Source organism: Hymenobacter busanensis, from assembly GCF_008727865.1.
GTDB lineage: Bacteria > Bacteroidota > Bacteroidia > Cytophagales > Hymenobacteraceae > Solirubrum > Solirubrum busanense.
In genome coordinates, this window is the sequence record NZ_VTWU01000004.1 from 291560 (window position 1) to 306110 (window position 14551).

The 14551-nt window shown below is 62.2% G+C and carries 10 protein-coding genes and 1 tRNA gene; 6 read left to right on the forward strand and 5 right to left on the reverse strand.

Translation table 11 applies throughout. From position 1 onward, the window contains the following. The first annotated feature begins 101 nt into the window (after nucleotides 1-101). The 4 genes from F0P96_RS12210 (at nucleotide 102) to F0P96_RS12225 (ending at nucleotide 3515) form a co-directional block, all read left to right on the forward strand. Nucleotides 102-653, forward strand: a complete 552-nt coding sequence (locus F0P96_RS12210; protein WP_151079180.1) for a redoxin domain-containing protein — start codon at nucleotides 102-104, stop codon at nucleotides 651-653. Nucleotides 654-800: 147 nt separating this feature from the next. Beyond that, complete coding sequence (locus tag F0P96_RS12215) at nucleotides 801-2381, forward strand: T9SS type A sorting domain-containing protein (protein ID WP_151079181.1); 1581 nt, start codon at nucleotides 801-803, stop codon at nucleotides 2379-2381. Nucleotides 2382-2507: 126 nt separating this feature from the next. After that, nucleotides 2508-2828, forward strand: coding sequence for a hypothetical protein (locus tag F0P96_RS12220; RefSeq protein WP_151079182.1), 321 nt, complete (start codon nucleotides 2508-2510; stop codon nucleotides 2826-2828). 369 nt (nucleotides 2829-3197) lie between these two features. Beyond that, nucleotides 3198-3515, forward strand: a complete 318-nt coding sequence (locus F0P96_RS12225; protein ID WP_151079183.1) for a hypothetical protein — start codon at nucleotides 3198-3200, stop codon at nucleotides 3513-3515. On the opposite strand, the gene F0P96_RS12230 is transcribed toward F0P96_RS12225, so the two are convergent. Continuing rightward, nucleotides 3496-3693, reverse strand: a complete 198-nt coding sequence (locus F0P96_RS12230) for a hypothetical protein (RefSeq protein ID WP_151079184.1) — start codon at nucleotides 3691-3693, stop codon at nucleotides 3496-3498. The two genes, F0P96_RS12225 and F0P96_RS12230, sit on opposite strands and share 20 nt — an antisense overlap. A gap of 160 nt (nucleotides 3694-3853) precedes the next feature. Here F0P96_RS12230 and F0P96_RS12235 point away from each other — a divergent pair, with 160 nt between their 5' ends. Next, complete coding sequence (locus F0P96_RS12235; RefSeq protein WP_151079185.1) at nucleotides 3854-4924, forward strand: MJ1255/VC2487 family glycosyltransferase; 1071 nt, start codon at nucleotides 3854-3856, stop codon at nucleotides 4922-4924. 108 nt (nucleotides 4925-5032) lie between these two features. Beyond that, the gene (locus F0P96_RS12240; protein WP_151079186.1) at nucleotides 5033-7003 is read left to right on the forward strand and encodes a peptidylprolyl isomerase; all 1971 of its coding nucleotides are present in this window, start codon (nucleotides 5033-5035) and stop codon (nucleotides 7001-7003) included. 97 nt (nucleotides 7004-7100) lie between these two features. Here F0P96_RS12240 and F0P96_RS12245 read toward each other — a convergent pair whose 3' ends face one another. The 4 genes from F0P96_RS12245 to F0P96_RS12260 form a co-directional block, all read right to left on the reverse strand. Beyond that, nucleotides 7101-10055 carry a T9SS type A sorting domain-containing protein gene (locus F0P96_RS12245; RefSeq protein WP_151079187.1) on the reverse strand — a complete coding sequence of 985 codons (2955 nt, stop codon included), beginning with the start codon at nucleotides 10053-10055 and terminating at the stop codon, nucleotides 7101-7103. Nucleotides 10056-10313: 258 nt separating this feature from the next. Beyond that, the gene (locus F0P96_RS12250) at nucleotides 10314-10652 is read right to left on the reverse strand and encodes a cupin domain-containing protein (RefSeq protein WP_151079188.1); all 339 of its coding nucleotides are present in this window, start codon (nucleotides 10650-10652) and stop codon (nucleotides 10314-10316) included. Nucleotides 10653-10794: 142 nt separating this feature from the next. Further along, nucleotides 10795-10871: transfer RNA gene (locus tag F0P96_RS12255), tRNA-Ala, on the reverse strand. Nucleotides 10872-11038: 167 nt separating this feature from the next. Continuing rightward, complete coding sequence (locus tag F0P96_RS12260; RefSeq protein WP_151079189.1) at nucleotides 11039-14506, reverse strand: TonB-dependent receptor; 3468 nt, start codon at nucleotides 14504-14506, stop codon at nucleotides 11039-11041. Nucleotides 14507-14551: the final 45 nt, after the last annotated feature.

The window sequence follows — 14551 nt, forward strand, 5'->3', positions numbered from 1 at the left end:
CCGCGGGCGGCTGTTGCGGGGCGCGGGCTGGTAAACCCTGCCACAATTGTGTATCTTCCATTACTGTCCGGCGGCTGCCGGGCCTGTTGCTCTTTTGGTTTATGCCGCCGCGTCTTCTATTGCTTTGTTGGTGGGCTCTTGGGCTGCTTGGGGCGCTGAGCCCGGCGCGGGCTGCTGCTCCGGCACCGCCCACGGTAGCCACAGTCTACGTATTTTTGGCCGAAACCTGCCCCATTAGCCAGAGTTGCACGCTGACGCTGCGCGAGCTACACCGGCAGTATGCGGCGCGGGGGGTACGTTTTGTGGGCGTGTTCCCCGATGAGCAAACCCGCCCCGCCGACGTTATTCTGTTCCGCAAAACCTACCAGGTGCCTTTCGAGCTGAAACTCGACGCGGGCCAGCAACTCACCCGCCGTTGGGGCGCCCGCATCACGCCGGAGGTGGTGGTGGTGGCTGCCGATGGCCGCACCGTGGCCTATCAAGGCCGCATCGACAACGCGTATGCAGCCTTGGGGCAGCGCCGCACCGTGGTAACTACCCACGAGCTGGCCGATGCGCTGGCGGCCGTGGTAGCCGGCAAAGCCGTGGCGCAGCCCCGCACAGAGGCTGTGGGCTGCTTTATCAACGTCAAAGGGTTGCCCGCCGCCAACTAAAAAGGGCGGTGGGCTTAGTGCTTGCGGCGGGTATTTTGCCTATACTACATTGTGATTTTTCTTTCGGGGGTTGCCACTGGCCCATTGCCTTCTGCCCAACGCCACTGCCGCTTGCTACCCTCTTCTACAATCGTTTTGCCGCACTGCATGATGGACCCTCTACGCAGCTTTTTACGCTTGATGTTGTTGATGCTGGCCCCCGTTGGGGCATTGGCGCAACCCACGACCCTCAACTTCAGCGAGCATATCGCGCCCATTATTTACCAGCATTGCACGCCCTGCCACCGGCCGGGTGAAGTGGCGCCGTTCTCGCTCACCAGCTACGCCGACGTAGCAGCACGCGCCCTCACCATCAAGTACGTGACAGGCATCCGCTACATGCCGCCCTGGAAGGCCGACCCCTCGTACAGCCATTTCCTCGACGAAAATACCCTCACGCAAACCCAGATCGACAACATCCGGCAGTGGGTGGATGCGGGCGCGCCGCGCGGCAACCCCGCCCTGGAGCCCGCCGTGCCCACGTACCCCAGCGGCTCCCAGCTGGGCACGCCCGACTTGGTAGTGCCCATGCAGCAGAGCTACACCCACCAGGGCAACAACCAGGACATGTACCGCGTGTTTGTGCTGCCCGTGACGCTGCCCGCCGACCGCGACGTGGCGGCCATTGAGTTCCGGGCCGGCAACAAGCGCATCGTGCACCACGCCATTGTGGCCCTCGATACCACCCAGCGCGGCCCCCAGCGCGACGCCCTCGACCCCGGTTACGGCTACACCCAGTTCGGGGGCTTCGGCTTCACACCCACCGAAGACAACTGGGCCGGCTACGTGCCTGGCTCCAAGCCGCGGTATTTTCCCAACGGCATCGGCAAGAAGCTGTACCGCCGGGCCAATCTGCTGCTCCAGATTCACTATGGGCCCTCGGCCACCACGCAAGTCGATTCTTCCACCATCAATATTTTCTTCAGCCGGCAGCCGGTGCAGCGCTACGTGCAAACGATTCCCATATCGGTGCTGCAGCTCACGAACGGGCCCTTCGTGATTCCGGCCAACCAGGTGAAAACCTTCCGCGCCGAAGTGCTGATACCCCTCGACGGAAGCCTGCTGAGCGTATTGCCTCACGCCCACCTGTTGGGCAAAAGCTGGAAGGCTTGGGGCGTGAAGCCCAACGGCGACTCCATCAAGCTCATCCGCATCAACGACTGGAACTTCAACTGGCAGGGAGCCTATCGTTTCCCCGCGCTGCAGCATTTGGTGCCCGGCACGCGCCTCACCATTGAGGCCACCTACGACAACACGCCCAACAACCCGCGCAACCCCCACGATCCGCCCCAGCAGGTGACCTGGGGCGAGTCGACCACCGACGAAATGTTCGTGTTCTACCTCGACGCCATACCCTACCGTGCCGGCGACGAAAGCATGGTGCTGTCGGCGCAAAGCACCAAGGACCTCACGTCGCTGGGCAACCACCTGTACCCCGTGTACCCCAACCCGGCCGGGGCTGAGGCCTTGCACGTAGGGTTCACGCTGGCCCGGGCAGCGCCTGTTACGCTCACCCTGCGCGACGCCAACGGCCGCGTGGTGCGTACCCTGCTCCGGCACGAGCGGCGGGCTGCCGGGCCGCACGAGGTGCTGCTGCCCGCGGCCCAGCTGAGCGCGGGCCTGTACCTGCTGCAACTGGAAACCGGCGGCTTCACCCAAACCCAAAAGGTGATGGTGCTGGGCCGGTAACGGTTTCAAGGGAATGCCCACGGCGCGGTGCTGCAGCAACAGGCTGGGGCACCGCGCCGCGTGTTTAGGCAGCTTTTTACGGTTGAGCTTCGTATAGCCGGTATCATTTCCCGATACCCTTCGACCATGAGCACCGACGAGCAAAAGCCCCAAACCCCGCCCGCCAATAGCGGCGCCAACGACAACCCGGACGAGTTCAGCGAGTTTCGCCGCAAAGACGCCCCGGCCACCGAAGATTACTCGCCCGAAAGCCGCCGCGCCAACCCCGCCGAGCAGCGCGGCCACGTAGAGCAAAACCAGAACCCCGAAGCCGTGGCCGCCGCCCGCAACGGTTCCGAGAGCGAACGGCGCGCTGCCTACGCCCTCGACGACCCACGCTATGGCAGCGCCGCCAACGAGCCAAGCTGGAGCGACAAAGACAAAACCGACGACAAAGACTCGGAATAGACCTGACGAGGTCTTGTGTAAAGCGACCGGCCGGGCGCAGTGCAAAACGAGGCGGCCCCAAAACGTAACGGAGTTGCGCCGGCTACTGCTTTTCCGCCTGCCAGAGCAAATAGCGCAGCTGCACGGTGGACACGTTCAGTTTGCGGGCGACGGTGGCGCGCACCCTTCCTGGGCCCAGGAAGGGTGCGCGCGGCTTAAGTCGGCGCAGCGGCGAGCCGCGGTCGTGACTTGGTGATGGTGAAGGGGCGGGCAGGTGCGCAAGCCATAATCGGCAGGCGCACCGCAGTGGCGGTAGTGGACATGCTGGTGGAAGGTAGAAGCGCCGTTGCGGGCGCTTAGGGGTGCAAAAGCCGTTGCTATCTTGGCCGGATGAAAAAGCTGTTATTACTGGTTGCCGGCCTGTGGATGCTGGCCGTACATCCAACCGTGGCTGCGGATCCGGAAGTGGTGATTGTGAAAATCATCGAAATTCCCAGCCGGAGTAAGGTTATTATCACCCGCGGAGAAGGCAAAGTGGAGGAGTTGGACCTGCCTCTGGGCGTCAGCAGTAAGAATGCGGCCGAAAGCACGGCGGTGTATTACCGGGTGGCCAAGCAGTTGTACGCGGAAGGGTACGTGTTGCAGGGGACGATGTACGCGAGCGAGGGCACGTCAACGCTTTTGTTTGTCAAGACCCCGAAGCCGTGACAATGGCCAGCGCCTGCTCGACGGAATGCACGATGTGGTAGGGCGAGCCGCGCCAGTCGGCTTTGAACTGCGCTTCGCCGAGCGTGAGCTGCTCTTTGGCGTAGCCTTTACTTCGAGAAGAAAAGTGCGGCCGCGGTAGCCCACGAGCAGGTCGAAGCAGTTCTTGAGCGGGCAGCACTGCTGCCCGGCCGGTGGCTTTATGTTTCGAAAAGGCCCTGCCGCGCACGTGTGCTGGTGCCGCACGCTCTAGGCGGTTCCGACGCCCCTCGAAGCCAAAACCGCCCCACCAGCCGACGCTTTTGCGTTACTTGCCGCCCGGTTTCCGATTCAGCAGCTCCATGAATATCCTCTACGGTGTACCCGGCGAAGGCCTCGGCCACGCCACCCGCAGCAAAGTCATTATCCGTCACCTGCTCGATGCCGGCCACGACGTGCAGGTGGTGAGCAGCAGCCGGGCGTTTAAGCTGCTGCAGGACAATTTTGGCGAACGGGTGCGTGAAATTCGCGGCTTTCACCTGGCCTACAAGCACCTGAGCGTCTCGAAAAGCCGCACGGCCTCGCTCACGCTGCGCACCGCACCCGATTCGCTGCGTCTCAATTTCACGCGCTACCGCGACCTGCTGCGCAACTGCTGCCGCTTCGACCTCGTGATTTCCGACTTCGAGTCGTTCAGCTACTTTTTCGCCAAAGCCCAGCGCCTGCCCGTGATTAGCATCGACAACATGCAAATCATCAGCCGCACGCAGCTGGATGTGGTGGTGCCCAAAAAAGAGCGGGCCAACCTGCAGCTGGCGCGGCACGTGGTGCGCGCCAAGCTGCCGCGCAGCCAGCACTACCTCGTCACCACGTTCTTTCATCCGCCCCTCACCAAAACCGACACCACGCTCGTGCCGCCCATCATTCGGCCCGAAATAGTGGCGGCCCGGCCCACCGCTGGGCCGCACGTGCTGGTGTATCAGTCGAGCACCAACCAGGCCGATCTGGTGCCCATGCTCCAGCAGCTGCCGCAACAGGAATTTCGGGTTTACGGCTTCAACCGCGACGAAGACCACGGCAACGTGAAGCTGCGCCCGTTTTCCGAGGCCGGCTTCATTGCCGATCTGGCTTCGGCCCGCGCCGTAGTGACCAACGGCGGTTTTTCGCTGATTTCGGAAGCCGTGTACCTGCACAAGCCCATTTGCGCCATTCCCATTCCGGCCCAGTTTGAGCAATGGCTGAACGCTGCCGAAGTGGAAAAGCTGCACTACGGTCGCCACTTTTCCGACCTGACCGCCGACAATCTGCGGGCCTTTCTTTACGATCTGCAACCCTTCGAGCAAGCCCTGGCCAGCTACGAGCAGCACGGCAACGAGGAGCTGTTTGCCCGGCTCGACGACGTGCTGGGCGAAGTAGGAGCGGGGCTGGGCTAAAGTGGGCCTCGCGTCAAGCAAGCTGCAGGAGTGCAGCAGCAAGAACTTCCGGTGGACGGCAACCCGCCGGTTCTTTCATCCAGCCGCGTTTGCCTAAATTCCGGCCTGATGATGTTCCGCTCCGCCACCGTTTCTGCCGCTTGCAGCCTTGGCCTGCTGTGCGTGGCCGCCTGCACCAGCTCGCGCCCCACCAGCAGCACTGCCCCGCTCAACCAGTTTGCCGCCGATAGCACCCTGCGCCGCATTGCCGAGGCGCAGGACCAGCGCCAAACGGCTACGCTGCGGCCTTTCCTGCACCATCCCAAGCCCCGCTACCGCCGCGCCGCCGCCCTGGCTTTTGCCTCGGTGCAAGACCGCGCCGCCCTGCCCGATCTGCTCGGGACCCTGTCGGATGCCAACGTGGAAGTGCGCACCGCCGCGGCCTACGCCCTTGGCCAAACCGCCGACAGTGCCGCCGCCCCGGCGCTGGCCAGCCAGCTCGGCACCGAAACCGATGCCTTGGCCCGCCGCTACGAGTTGGAAGCCCTGGGCCGTTGCGTAGGCCAAACCACGCTGCCGCTGCTGCTGCGCCTGCCTGCTGCTCCCGATACCCTCACGCTCGTGGGGCAAAGCTGGGGCCTCTACCGCGCCGGCCTGCGCGGCATCACGTCCGAGGCGGCCGTGCGTCGCACGGTGTCGTTGCTGGCCGCCACCCAGCCCGTTGGTGCCCGCTTGGCCGCTGCCAACGCCCTGTCCCGCACGCCGCGCCTTGACCTCACGCAGTACGAAACGCCCCTTACGGCCGCCGCCACCGCCGACCCACGCTACGCCGTGCGCTCGGCCGCTACCACGGCGCTGGGCAAAGTGAAATCGACGACCCTGGCCGGCACGCTCAGCAGCATTCTGCGCCGCGACGCAGACTACCGCGTGCGCGTTTCGGCCTTGCGGGCTATGAAAACCGGCATGTACACGCAAGTAAAGGAAGCCGCCTGGGCCGCCCTCGACGATGCCAATGCGCAGGTGTCCGTTACGGCCGCCGAGTTTTTCCTGGCCCAGGCCACCGGCGAAACCGGCAAGCTTTTTCTCGACCGGGCAGCCCGAATAAGCAATTGGCGCACCCGCAGCGTGTTGCTGGCGGCAGCCCTGCACCACGCCGGCACCGAAGAAAAACCCAGCATCCGGCAGGCTATTGAGCAGCGCTATACGGCCGCTACCGATGCTTACGAGCGGGCTTTTCTGCTCAAGGCGCTGGGCGAAGACCCGGCAGCCTACGCGTTCATCGAGCAGGCTACGTTTGCGCCCAAGCAAGTGCCCGTTATCAGCACCTACGGCATCGAAGCCCTGGTAGCCTTGCGCAGCTTGGCCGGTTTTCCGGCGGCTCAGCAGCCGCTGTTCGTGAGCACGCTCGAAAAAGCCTTGGCCAGCAACGACGTGGCGCTGATTGGTACGGCGGCTGGGGCCCTCAAAGAGCCGAAACTAGACCTGCGCCGCGACTTCCGCAACCTGGCACTGCTGCGCACGGCCCAGCAGCGCATTGCCCTGCCGCGTGATATCGAAGCCTGGCAAGCCTTGCAGCAAGCCCTCGACTACCTCGAAAATAAAGCTGCGCCCACCCCGCTGCCCAGCGCGGCCGCGCAGCACCCCATCGACTGGGCTTTGGTGCAAACCGTGCCCAGCGCACAGCGTGCCATGGTGCACACCTCTCGCGGCGACGTAGTGCTGCGTTTGTTGGTGGAAGACGCCCCAGGCTCGGTTGCCAGCTTTGTGCAGCTGGTGCGGCAGGACTTCTACGCCAACAAGAACTTTCACCGGGTGGTACCCAATTTTGTGGCCCAGGGCGGCTGCCCACGCGGCGACGGGTGGGGTGGCACCGACTACACCCTTCGCTCGGAATTTGCCGACCTGCACTACGGCGAGGGTGCCGTGGGCTTGGCCTCGGCCGGCAAAGACACTGAGAGTTGCCAGTGGTTTATCACCCATAGCCCCACTCCCCACCTCGATGGCCGCTACACCATTTTCGCCCAAGTAGAGCGCGGCATGGACGTGGTACACCGCCTCGACATCGGCGACGAAATTCGTAGCGTCGAGTTACTGAAGTAGCCGCAGCGAGCAAGCTCGCGTGTGCCCTTTGCCCAAGAACAAGAACGGCCGGTCCTATGTGGGACCGGCCGTTCTTGTTCAGCAGCAATACAGTGATTTACTGCACTACCAAGCGCTGCATGGTTGCCTTTTGGCCCGTGCCGTTCACCTGCAGCAAGTACACGCCGGGCTTCACCTGGCCAGTTAGCGGAAGCACTGCCTCGGTGCCTTTAAATAGCACCGTGGTGCGCAGCACTACCCGACCCGTAAGGTCGGTCAATTGCACTTGCACTGGCCCGGCTCCGGCGCCCGGGAGGCGAAGCGTTACCTGGTCTTTGGCGGGGTTAGGGTAAAGAGCCAGGGCCTGCTGGGCAAGCTGCAGCTTCACGGCCGCTACCATCGAGTACGTGGCTTTGCCGTTGGTATCGAGCTGGCGCAGGCGGTAGTACACTTTGCCACCAAGGCCAGCCACGTCAAGCCAGGAATAGGCCTGCGGGTGCGCCGTAGTGCCCTGACCGGGTACAAACCCTACTTTCTGCCAAGACTCGCCGGTTATCGAGCGTTCAATTTCGAACCCGGCGTTGTCTTTCTCGGTAGCTGTATTCCACCGAATGCGGGCGGCGCCGTCGCCTTCTGTTTCGGCCCAGAAAGCCGTCAGCTCCACGGGCAGCGGGTTGATGGGCGTCGTCGAGCCGAAAGAAAAGACGCCAAAGCCACTCACTGCGGCCGCCGAAACCACCGAGCCGGCCGCGGCCGAACCCGTGGTACCACCGTTGCCTTCGCTCACAAACGTAGCGCCATCGAAACGGGCCACTTGCAGCGTGCCGGGGTCGACGATGCCGCTACGTGTGCCGTTTTCCCAGTACAGCCGCACGGCCACCAAGCCGCTCCCGGCGTCGTGCGTGAGCGTCCAGTATTCCACGCGGCTCACGCGCACTAAGGGCGGCGACAAGGTGCCGCTGCTGTAGGGCTGCGCGAAATACTCGCCGGTGTAAGAGCTGGCCGCATCGGCGGGGGCCGAAATAGCCAGGCGCGCCCACACCCCGTCGCGCCCGAGCGGAAAGACGAAAGCATCGTTGCCGAGCTTGCGGAGCGGGCCCGCGACGTAGCTGCCCGCGTTGCCTTCGGTGCTGGTGGCATTGTCGGGCATGGTCAGCAGGTTGGTGGCGGTAGTAGCCACAAAACCGTTGGTAAGGGTGAGGCTATTGCTGAGCAGCAGCGGCACGCCCAGCGTCAGCGTTTTGCCCACGCCGTTAAGGGTAAGATCGGTAAGCGTGAGCGAGCCAGCACCTTCCTGCGTGAGCGTGAAGCTCTTGGTAACGACGGCGTTTTCGCTGTACACGCCGGCCAAGGCTTCCACTGTTCCGCCGTCGAGCACCAGGCTGGCGCCTTCGCCCAGCCGGCCCGTAGAGCCAGCCGCCGGGCTGTCTTGGTTCACGTTCAGGAAGCTCAAATCACCTTGCCAGCCAGCCGCTGCCGATACGTCGGTGCGGCTGTTGAGGAAGGGGTTGTAGTCGATGCGGCCCGTGGGCGTGAGCGACGATACTTCGGTGAAGCTGCCGTTGAGCGTGCGCACGCGCCCGCCGAATCCGGTAGCCCCGCGTATTTCGGCTGCTGAGGTGCCGTCGAGCCAGTTCAGCGCGGCATCCACCACGTTGGTAAGGTTGATGGCCCGGATACCGGTTACCTGGCAGCTGTCGATGCGGTTCTGGCGGATACTGTCGCCGGCCGAAACCAGCAGCACGTTGCCGGTACCACCAAAATACGGGTTGATTTGGCTAGACGAACCTGTGGGCCGGTCCTGCACCTGAATACCAAACTGGCACTGGCTGACCTGGTTATACACCACTTTGTTGTTGCTGCCTTCCAGCACCATGCCGAACGCATTGACGTTGAATGCCGACGAGTTGGGCGTGGAGTAGTAACCACGAATTGTGTTGCCTTCAATCCAGGCGCCACCCGTTACCAGGTCGCCGTTTACCCCGCCTACCGACGGCGCCCCGGCCGAAGCCCGGTCGCGGTCGACGAAGGCAATGCCGGCGTTGTCAAACGACGGATCGGGCGAGTTGGTGATGATCTGGCGCACAATGCGGTTGTTGCGCACCACCAAGCTGCCGGGGCCGCTGGCTTTGCCCGTGCCCGTGCACGACTTCAGCTCAAACCCGTTCGAGAAGTTGTTGATGATGGCGTTGTTCTCGAGCAGGGCCGCAATGCTGGTGTAGGTGCCGCCGCCGTCGCGCACGCCCCCGATACCCAGAATAGACATGGCCGCACCCAAGTTGCCGCCAAACCGGCAGCCCCGAATGGTGAGGTCCCCGATGCTGCCGTCGTTGATGTCGATGCCCGCGCGGCGGTTGTTCTCAAAGAAGCTGTCTTCGATGAGAATGTGCTGCTTGTTGCCGTTCACCATGTACAGGCCACGGCCCGCGCCGTTGTTGCTGGTATTGGGCGCAGCCGCCGAGCCCGAAGCCCGCACGCGGCGAAAGATGATATTGGACGTACCGGGCTGGGCGCCGCCCTGCCCGTTCCAGTAAATCCCGAACTGCCGGTTGTTGACCGTTTCCACGTCCTCAAGCAGGAAGTAGTTCTTGCTGCTGGAAATGTCGGTCTGAATGCCAAGGTCGTAGTTGCGGATGGTCATATCCGCAATGGTGACGGGCGCACCCGCGGTGCCGCCGCTGGCCGTGATGAAGATGCCCGATACGAATGACTGTGAACTGGAAGGGGCCAGCCCTCCGTCGAATATGGTGGCCGAAGCCGGACTGGCTGTTACCGTGCCAGCGCCCTGCAAGCTCACGTTGCGGCTAAGCACGACTTGTTCAGAATACGTACCGGCATCAACGAAAACGGTAGCAGTAGCCGCGCCGGCCGATTCCAATGCGCGTGCAACCGTAGCGTAAGGTGCTGCGGTCGAGCCGTTGCCGGTTGCGTCGTTGCCGGGGGCCGTGGTGTACACGTCGCCGGCTGTCGAAAGGTCGTTGATGAAGAGGGTTGCCGGTCCCTGCGCGCGGGCAGCTGTCGAAAGCAAGCTGAGCGTTAGCAGGCCAGGCAGTAAGCGTAAGGTGTGTCGCATATCCCAACCGGAAAAAAGTGTATGCCCTCAACGTACCTCACCCGGCACAGGTTGAGTCCGCACCGCTGGCAAGCCGCTTGGATTTGTATTTTTTTAGCCGGAACGCCGTGCTACCCGCCGCTCATTGTCTGCAAATAGCCTTTTGACTAGATGAAAAATATTTAGTTTAATTAGTTGAAAATAATATAGTTAACATTGATTATTCGTTGAATTATATCGGCCCGCCCCGGAGGACGGGCCGATACAAACCCGGTTCCGCTACTGGTCGCGGTTGTGCACTTGAGCGGGAGGCGTGGTAGCTTCCACGGCTGTAAACGGCTCTAGAATCCGGTAGGTGTGCGAGGCGCCTTTAGGCACTACCCAGGAGTTACCGGGCTCCAGCAATACCGTCTGGCCTTCGAGGTGCAGCTCGGCTCGGCCGCTTACCACGAAGCCTACTGTTTCGTAGGCGCGGCTGACGGGCTCTTTCGCTTCGCCGGGCTGCTCGTCTTCCCACAAGCGCATGGAAACGTGCAGGCCGGATGCCAAGTACTTCTGGCCCTCAGGGCCTTTGGGCGAGTGCCGCGAGTCAATTTTGGTTACCGTCGTGTCGGCCATGGAAACAGGATTTTGGAGTGGACAGATGCGTGAAGTTCGTTGGCTAACGCAGCCCTGGCCCGCACGGTTGTCTACACCAGCCCGCTTGTTACCGGATAAAGCTGAAAAACAAAAAAGCCCCCTACGAACCGTAGGAGGCTTTTGGTGGAGAATATCGGAGTCGAACCGATGACCTCTTGCATGCCATGCAAGCGCTCTAGCCAGCTGAGCTAATCCCCCATTTGAAAATACCGCGCGCCGTTTGCGTTTGGTGAGTGCAAAAGTACGGCGTCGAGGTGAATCTGCAAGGACGCGCCACAACTTTTTTATAACCCGCTGGAAATGCGCCACAAAAAAAGCGGGCGGAACCGAAGTCCCGCCCGCTCGCTATATCCGATGCAGCCGTGCTAGTTGAACAGGTAGCGCACGCCCACCTGCATCTGCCAGCGCGAACCGATGTTGCCCACGTCGTCGCGGAAGGTTTTGGTTTGCGGAACCCCCGCCGTTACCGAGCCATCGGCATTGCGCACGGGGTTCGAAAGGTAGGTGTACTGGAAAGTAGGCCGGCCTTCGGCGGTGTAGCCCGTCCACGTCAGCGGGTTAGTGCGCACGGGCGTCTGGATAATGCCCCAGTCGCTGTTGAGTAGGTTGCCCACGTTAAACATGTCTACGCTCAGCTGCAGCGTGTTTTTATTGTCGCCGAGGCTGGTGAAGATGTCCTGCAGCACCTTCACATCCACGCGGTGCTGCCAGGGCCGCACGGCCCCGTTGCGTTCGGCATACTCGCCGCGGTGCTCGTTGAGGTACTTATCCTGCTTGATGTAGGCATCCAGATCGGCCCACTGCTGAGCGGCGGTGTAGGTGCCGCCACCTTGCGCCGCCGAAAACGTGATGGGACGCAGCTCAATGTCGTTTTGGTCGCGCGGGATGTACATCAGGTCGTTGGTGCGCTGTCCGTCGCCGTTCATGTCACCGTTGTAGGTGTAGGAGAAGCGGCCGGGGTTGGTGACGGTGGAAGCCGGGGCGCCTTCGTAGAACAACGATAGGGTGGTGCCCAAGTGGCCCAGGTACTCCTTGCGGTAGGAGGCCGATGCCACTACGCGGTGTTGCTGCAGGAACTGCGAGTAGCTGAGTACGTTGGCGTTGGGGTCGCCCGAAACCACCCGGTCGCGCCAGATCGACTGGGCAATGGAGCCGCCGTCGTTTACCGAGCGCGAATCGGTATAGGTGTAAGCTGCGCTGGCGTAAAGGCCGCTGCTGAACGATTTCTGGAGCTGGCCCGTGAGCGAATACGAATAGCCTTCGTTGGTATTGCGCATCACAATGGCATCGGAAATACCCGGTTGCTGGGGCGTATTCAGGTTCTGGTTGGTGCCCAGATTGGGGTAAATCTGGTTGCGGGCCGTAAGCACCACACCGCCGGTGGCATTGGTCGTGATGTCGTAAAAAATCGGGCGGTTGTCGGAGCCGGCCGACTGGCGGAGCGGGTTGGGCAGGTTCACGTTTTGGTGGTAAACCGCATTCAGGTCCTTCGTGTAAATTCCTTCGAGGGTAGCTACTACGCCGCCCGGCAGTTGGTAGTCCACGGCCAGGTTGGAGCGCCAAACCTGCGGAAACTTAAAGTCGCGGTCGGTAACAGCCAAGTTGTAGCGGGTGTTGGCGGCCCGGGCCGTGGGCACGTAGGCATTCACGTCCTGCGAAAAGCGGTAGGGCCCGGTTTCGTTGCGCGTGAGGGCGGCACTGATGGAGCCGAAGAGCAAACCGTTGTTGCTGGCCTGATTGGAAATCCACACGAACGGCACGCGGCCGGTGAACACGCCGGTACCGCCCCGCACTTGCAGTTTCTGGTCGTCGAACACGTCCCAGTTGAAGCCCACCCGCGGCGAAAACAGCACCGTACGCTTGGGCAGTTGGCCGGTGTTGATTTTCTCGCCGTTGCGGAAGGTCAGCTGGGCCGCGTTTTCGTTTTGGGCCACGTCCGAATCAATAATCGGTAAGTCGCCGCGCAAGCCCACGGTCAGCTTCAGGTTGTTGCGTGGCGTCCATTCGTCCTGCACGTAGAGGCCGTACTGCTGCGCCTTGATGACGGCATAGGGAAACGCGCCGGAGCTGTTGGCCGCAAATTGTACGTTGTAGTTCACGGGCGGCGGCACCCGGTCGCCGGTTGCCAAAGGCACCAGCTGGCCCGTGGCGTCGCGCTTGAAGCCCGCCGAGGCGTAGAAGTCGTCGAGCGAGTTGAACTGGAAGGCTCCGTAGTAGTTCGGGGCAAAACCGTTGCGGAACTTGTAGAACTCGTTGTAGGTGCCAAGCGTGACGTTGTGCTTGCCCAGGTATGCCGTGAAATTGTCGCCGACCTGCGTTACGTCCGAGTCAAGCAGGTTGAAGGCCGTGAAGGGTTCGTAGCCAAAGGACGTGAGCGTGGCGCCCGCCGAAGCAGTGCTGCCCGCGGGCGAAAGGCCGGTATTGGTGCCAATTTCCACGAATGGAAACAAACTCGAAAAGGCGTCGCGCGAGTCGCGGAAGGCCGAGTAGCCAGCCGTGAAGTTATTGGAGTAGCGGCTGCCGATGGTGCTGTTCAACTCGGCAATAAACGAGTTCAGGTCGTTGTTGATGGTGTAGTACGACGACTTAAACGGCAGGCCAAACTGCGTCTGGCCCCGGCCTGGCCCGGTGGCCCCGCCTAGGGCCCCGCTGCTGCTGGGAGGCACGTCGCGGTACGAGTTCAGGAAGTTGTACTTCAAGCTAAAGCGGTGCGACGACGAGATGTTCCAATCCAGCTTGGCGGTGATTTTGTCGCTGTTTTGGCGCAGCGAGTAGTTTTCGAAAGCCCCGGCCGCAAATCCGTAGTTCGATTGCAGGAAGTTGCTGAGTTGGGTCAAGTCGGCCGCCGAGGCATTCGAGATAGTACCGCTAGCCGTCTGGCCTTCGCGTCGGGCCTGGAAGTTGCCGGCCGGCGGGTCGGAGCGGCGTTCCTGCTCGGCATTCAGGAAGATGAACACCTTGTCTTTGATGATGGGTGCGCCCACGCGAAAGCCGTAGTTCTTGAGCGTGAAGTCGGGGTAATCCTGCTTCACGTCGCCCACTTTGCTGCCCACCAGCTTTTCGTTGCGGTAGAAGCCGTAAATGGACGCCGACACTTTATTGGTGCCCGAGCGCGTCACGGCGTTGATGCCCGCTCCGGTGAAGGAACCTTGCCGCACATCGTAGGGAGCCAGGCTCACCTGTATCTGGTCGATGGCGTCGAGCGAAATCGGCTGGGCATTGGCCTGCCCGCCCACGGTCGCCGACAAGCCAAAGGAGTTATTGAAAATGGCGCCGTCGATGGTCACGTTGTTGTAGCCGCCATTGCGGCCGCCAAAGCTTTGCCCATTGGCCTGGGGCGTGAGGCGCGTGAAGTCGTCGAACGAGCGGTTAAGCGTGGGCAGGCGCTCAATCTGTTCGCGCTGCACCGAGGTAGCCGCGCCCGTGCGGTCGGCGTTGATGACGGTGTTGCGGGTGCCTTGCACTTCCACGTTGGCCAGTTGCTGCGTGGCCTCGGTCAGGTTGATATCAAGGCGCAGGTTCTGGCCCAGCGTCAGGTAAATCTGGTTGCGGGTTACTTCCTGGTACCCCACAAACGTCACACGCACATCGTAGGGCCCGCCCACGCGCATGTTCTGGATGTTGTAGCGGCCGTCGGCGTTGGTAGGCGCTACATACTGCGTGTTGGTGGGCGTGTGCACCGCAATAACCGTAGCACCGGGCAAGCCGGCCCCGCTCTGATCCGAAATGACGCCGCTCATGGCCGCGGTAGTGGTGCCTTGCCCCCACGCGTGCTGCACCAGCAGCACAGGTAGTAACAGCAGCACCAATCGGTAAAGGAAGAAGTGTTTCATACAAGCTCTGGTAAGAAAGGTTGGGCAAAAGTACCGGTGGGCTTC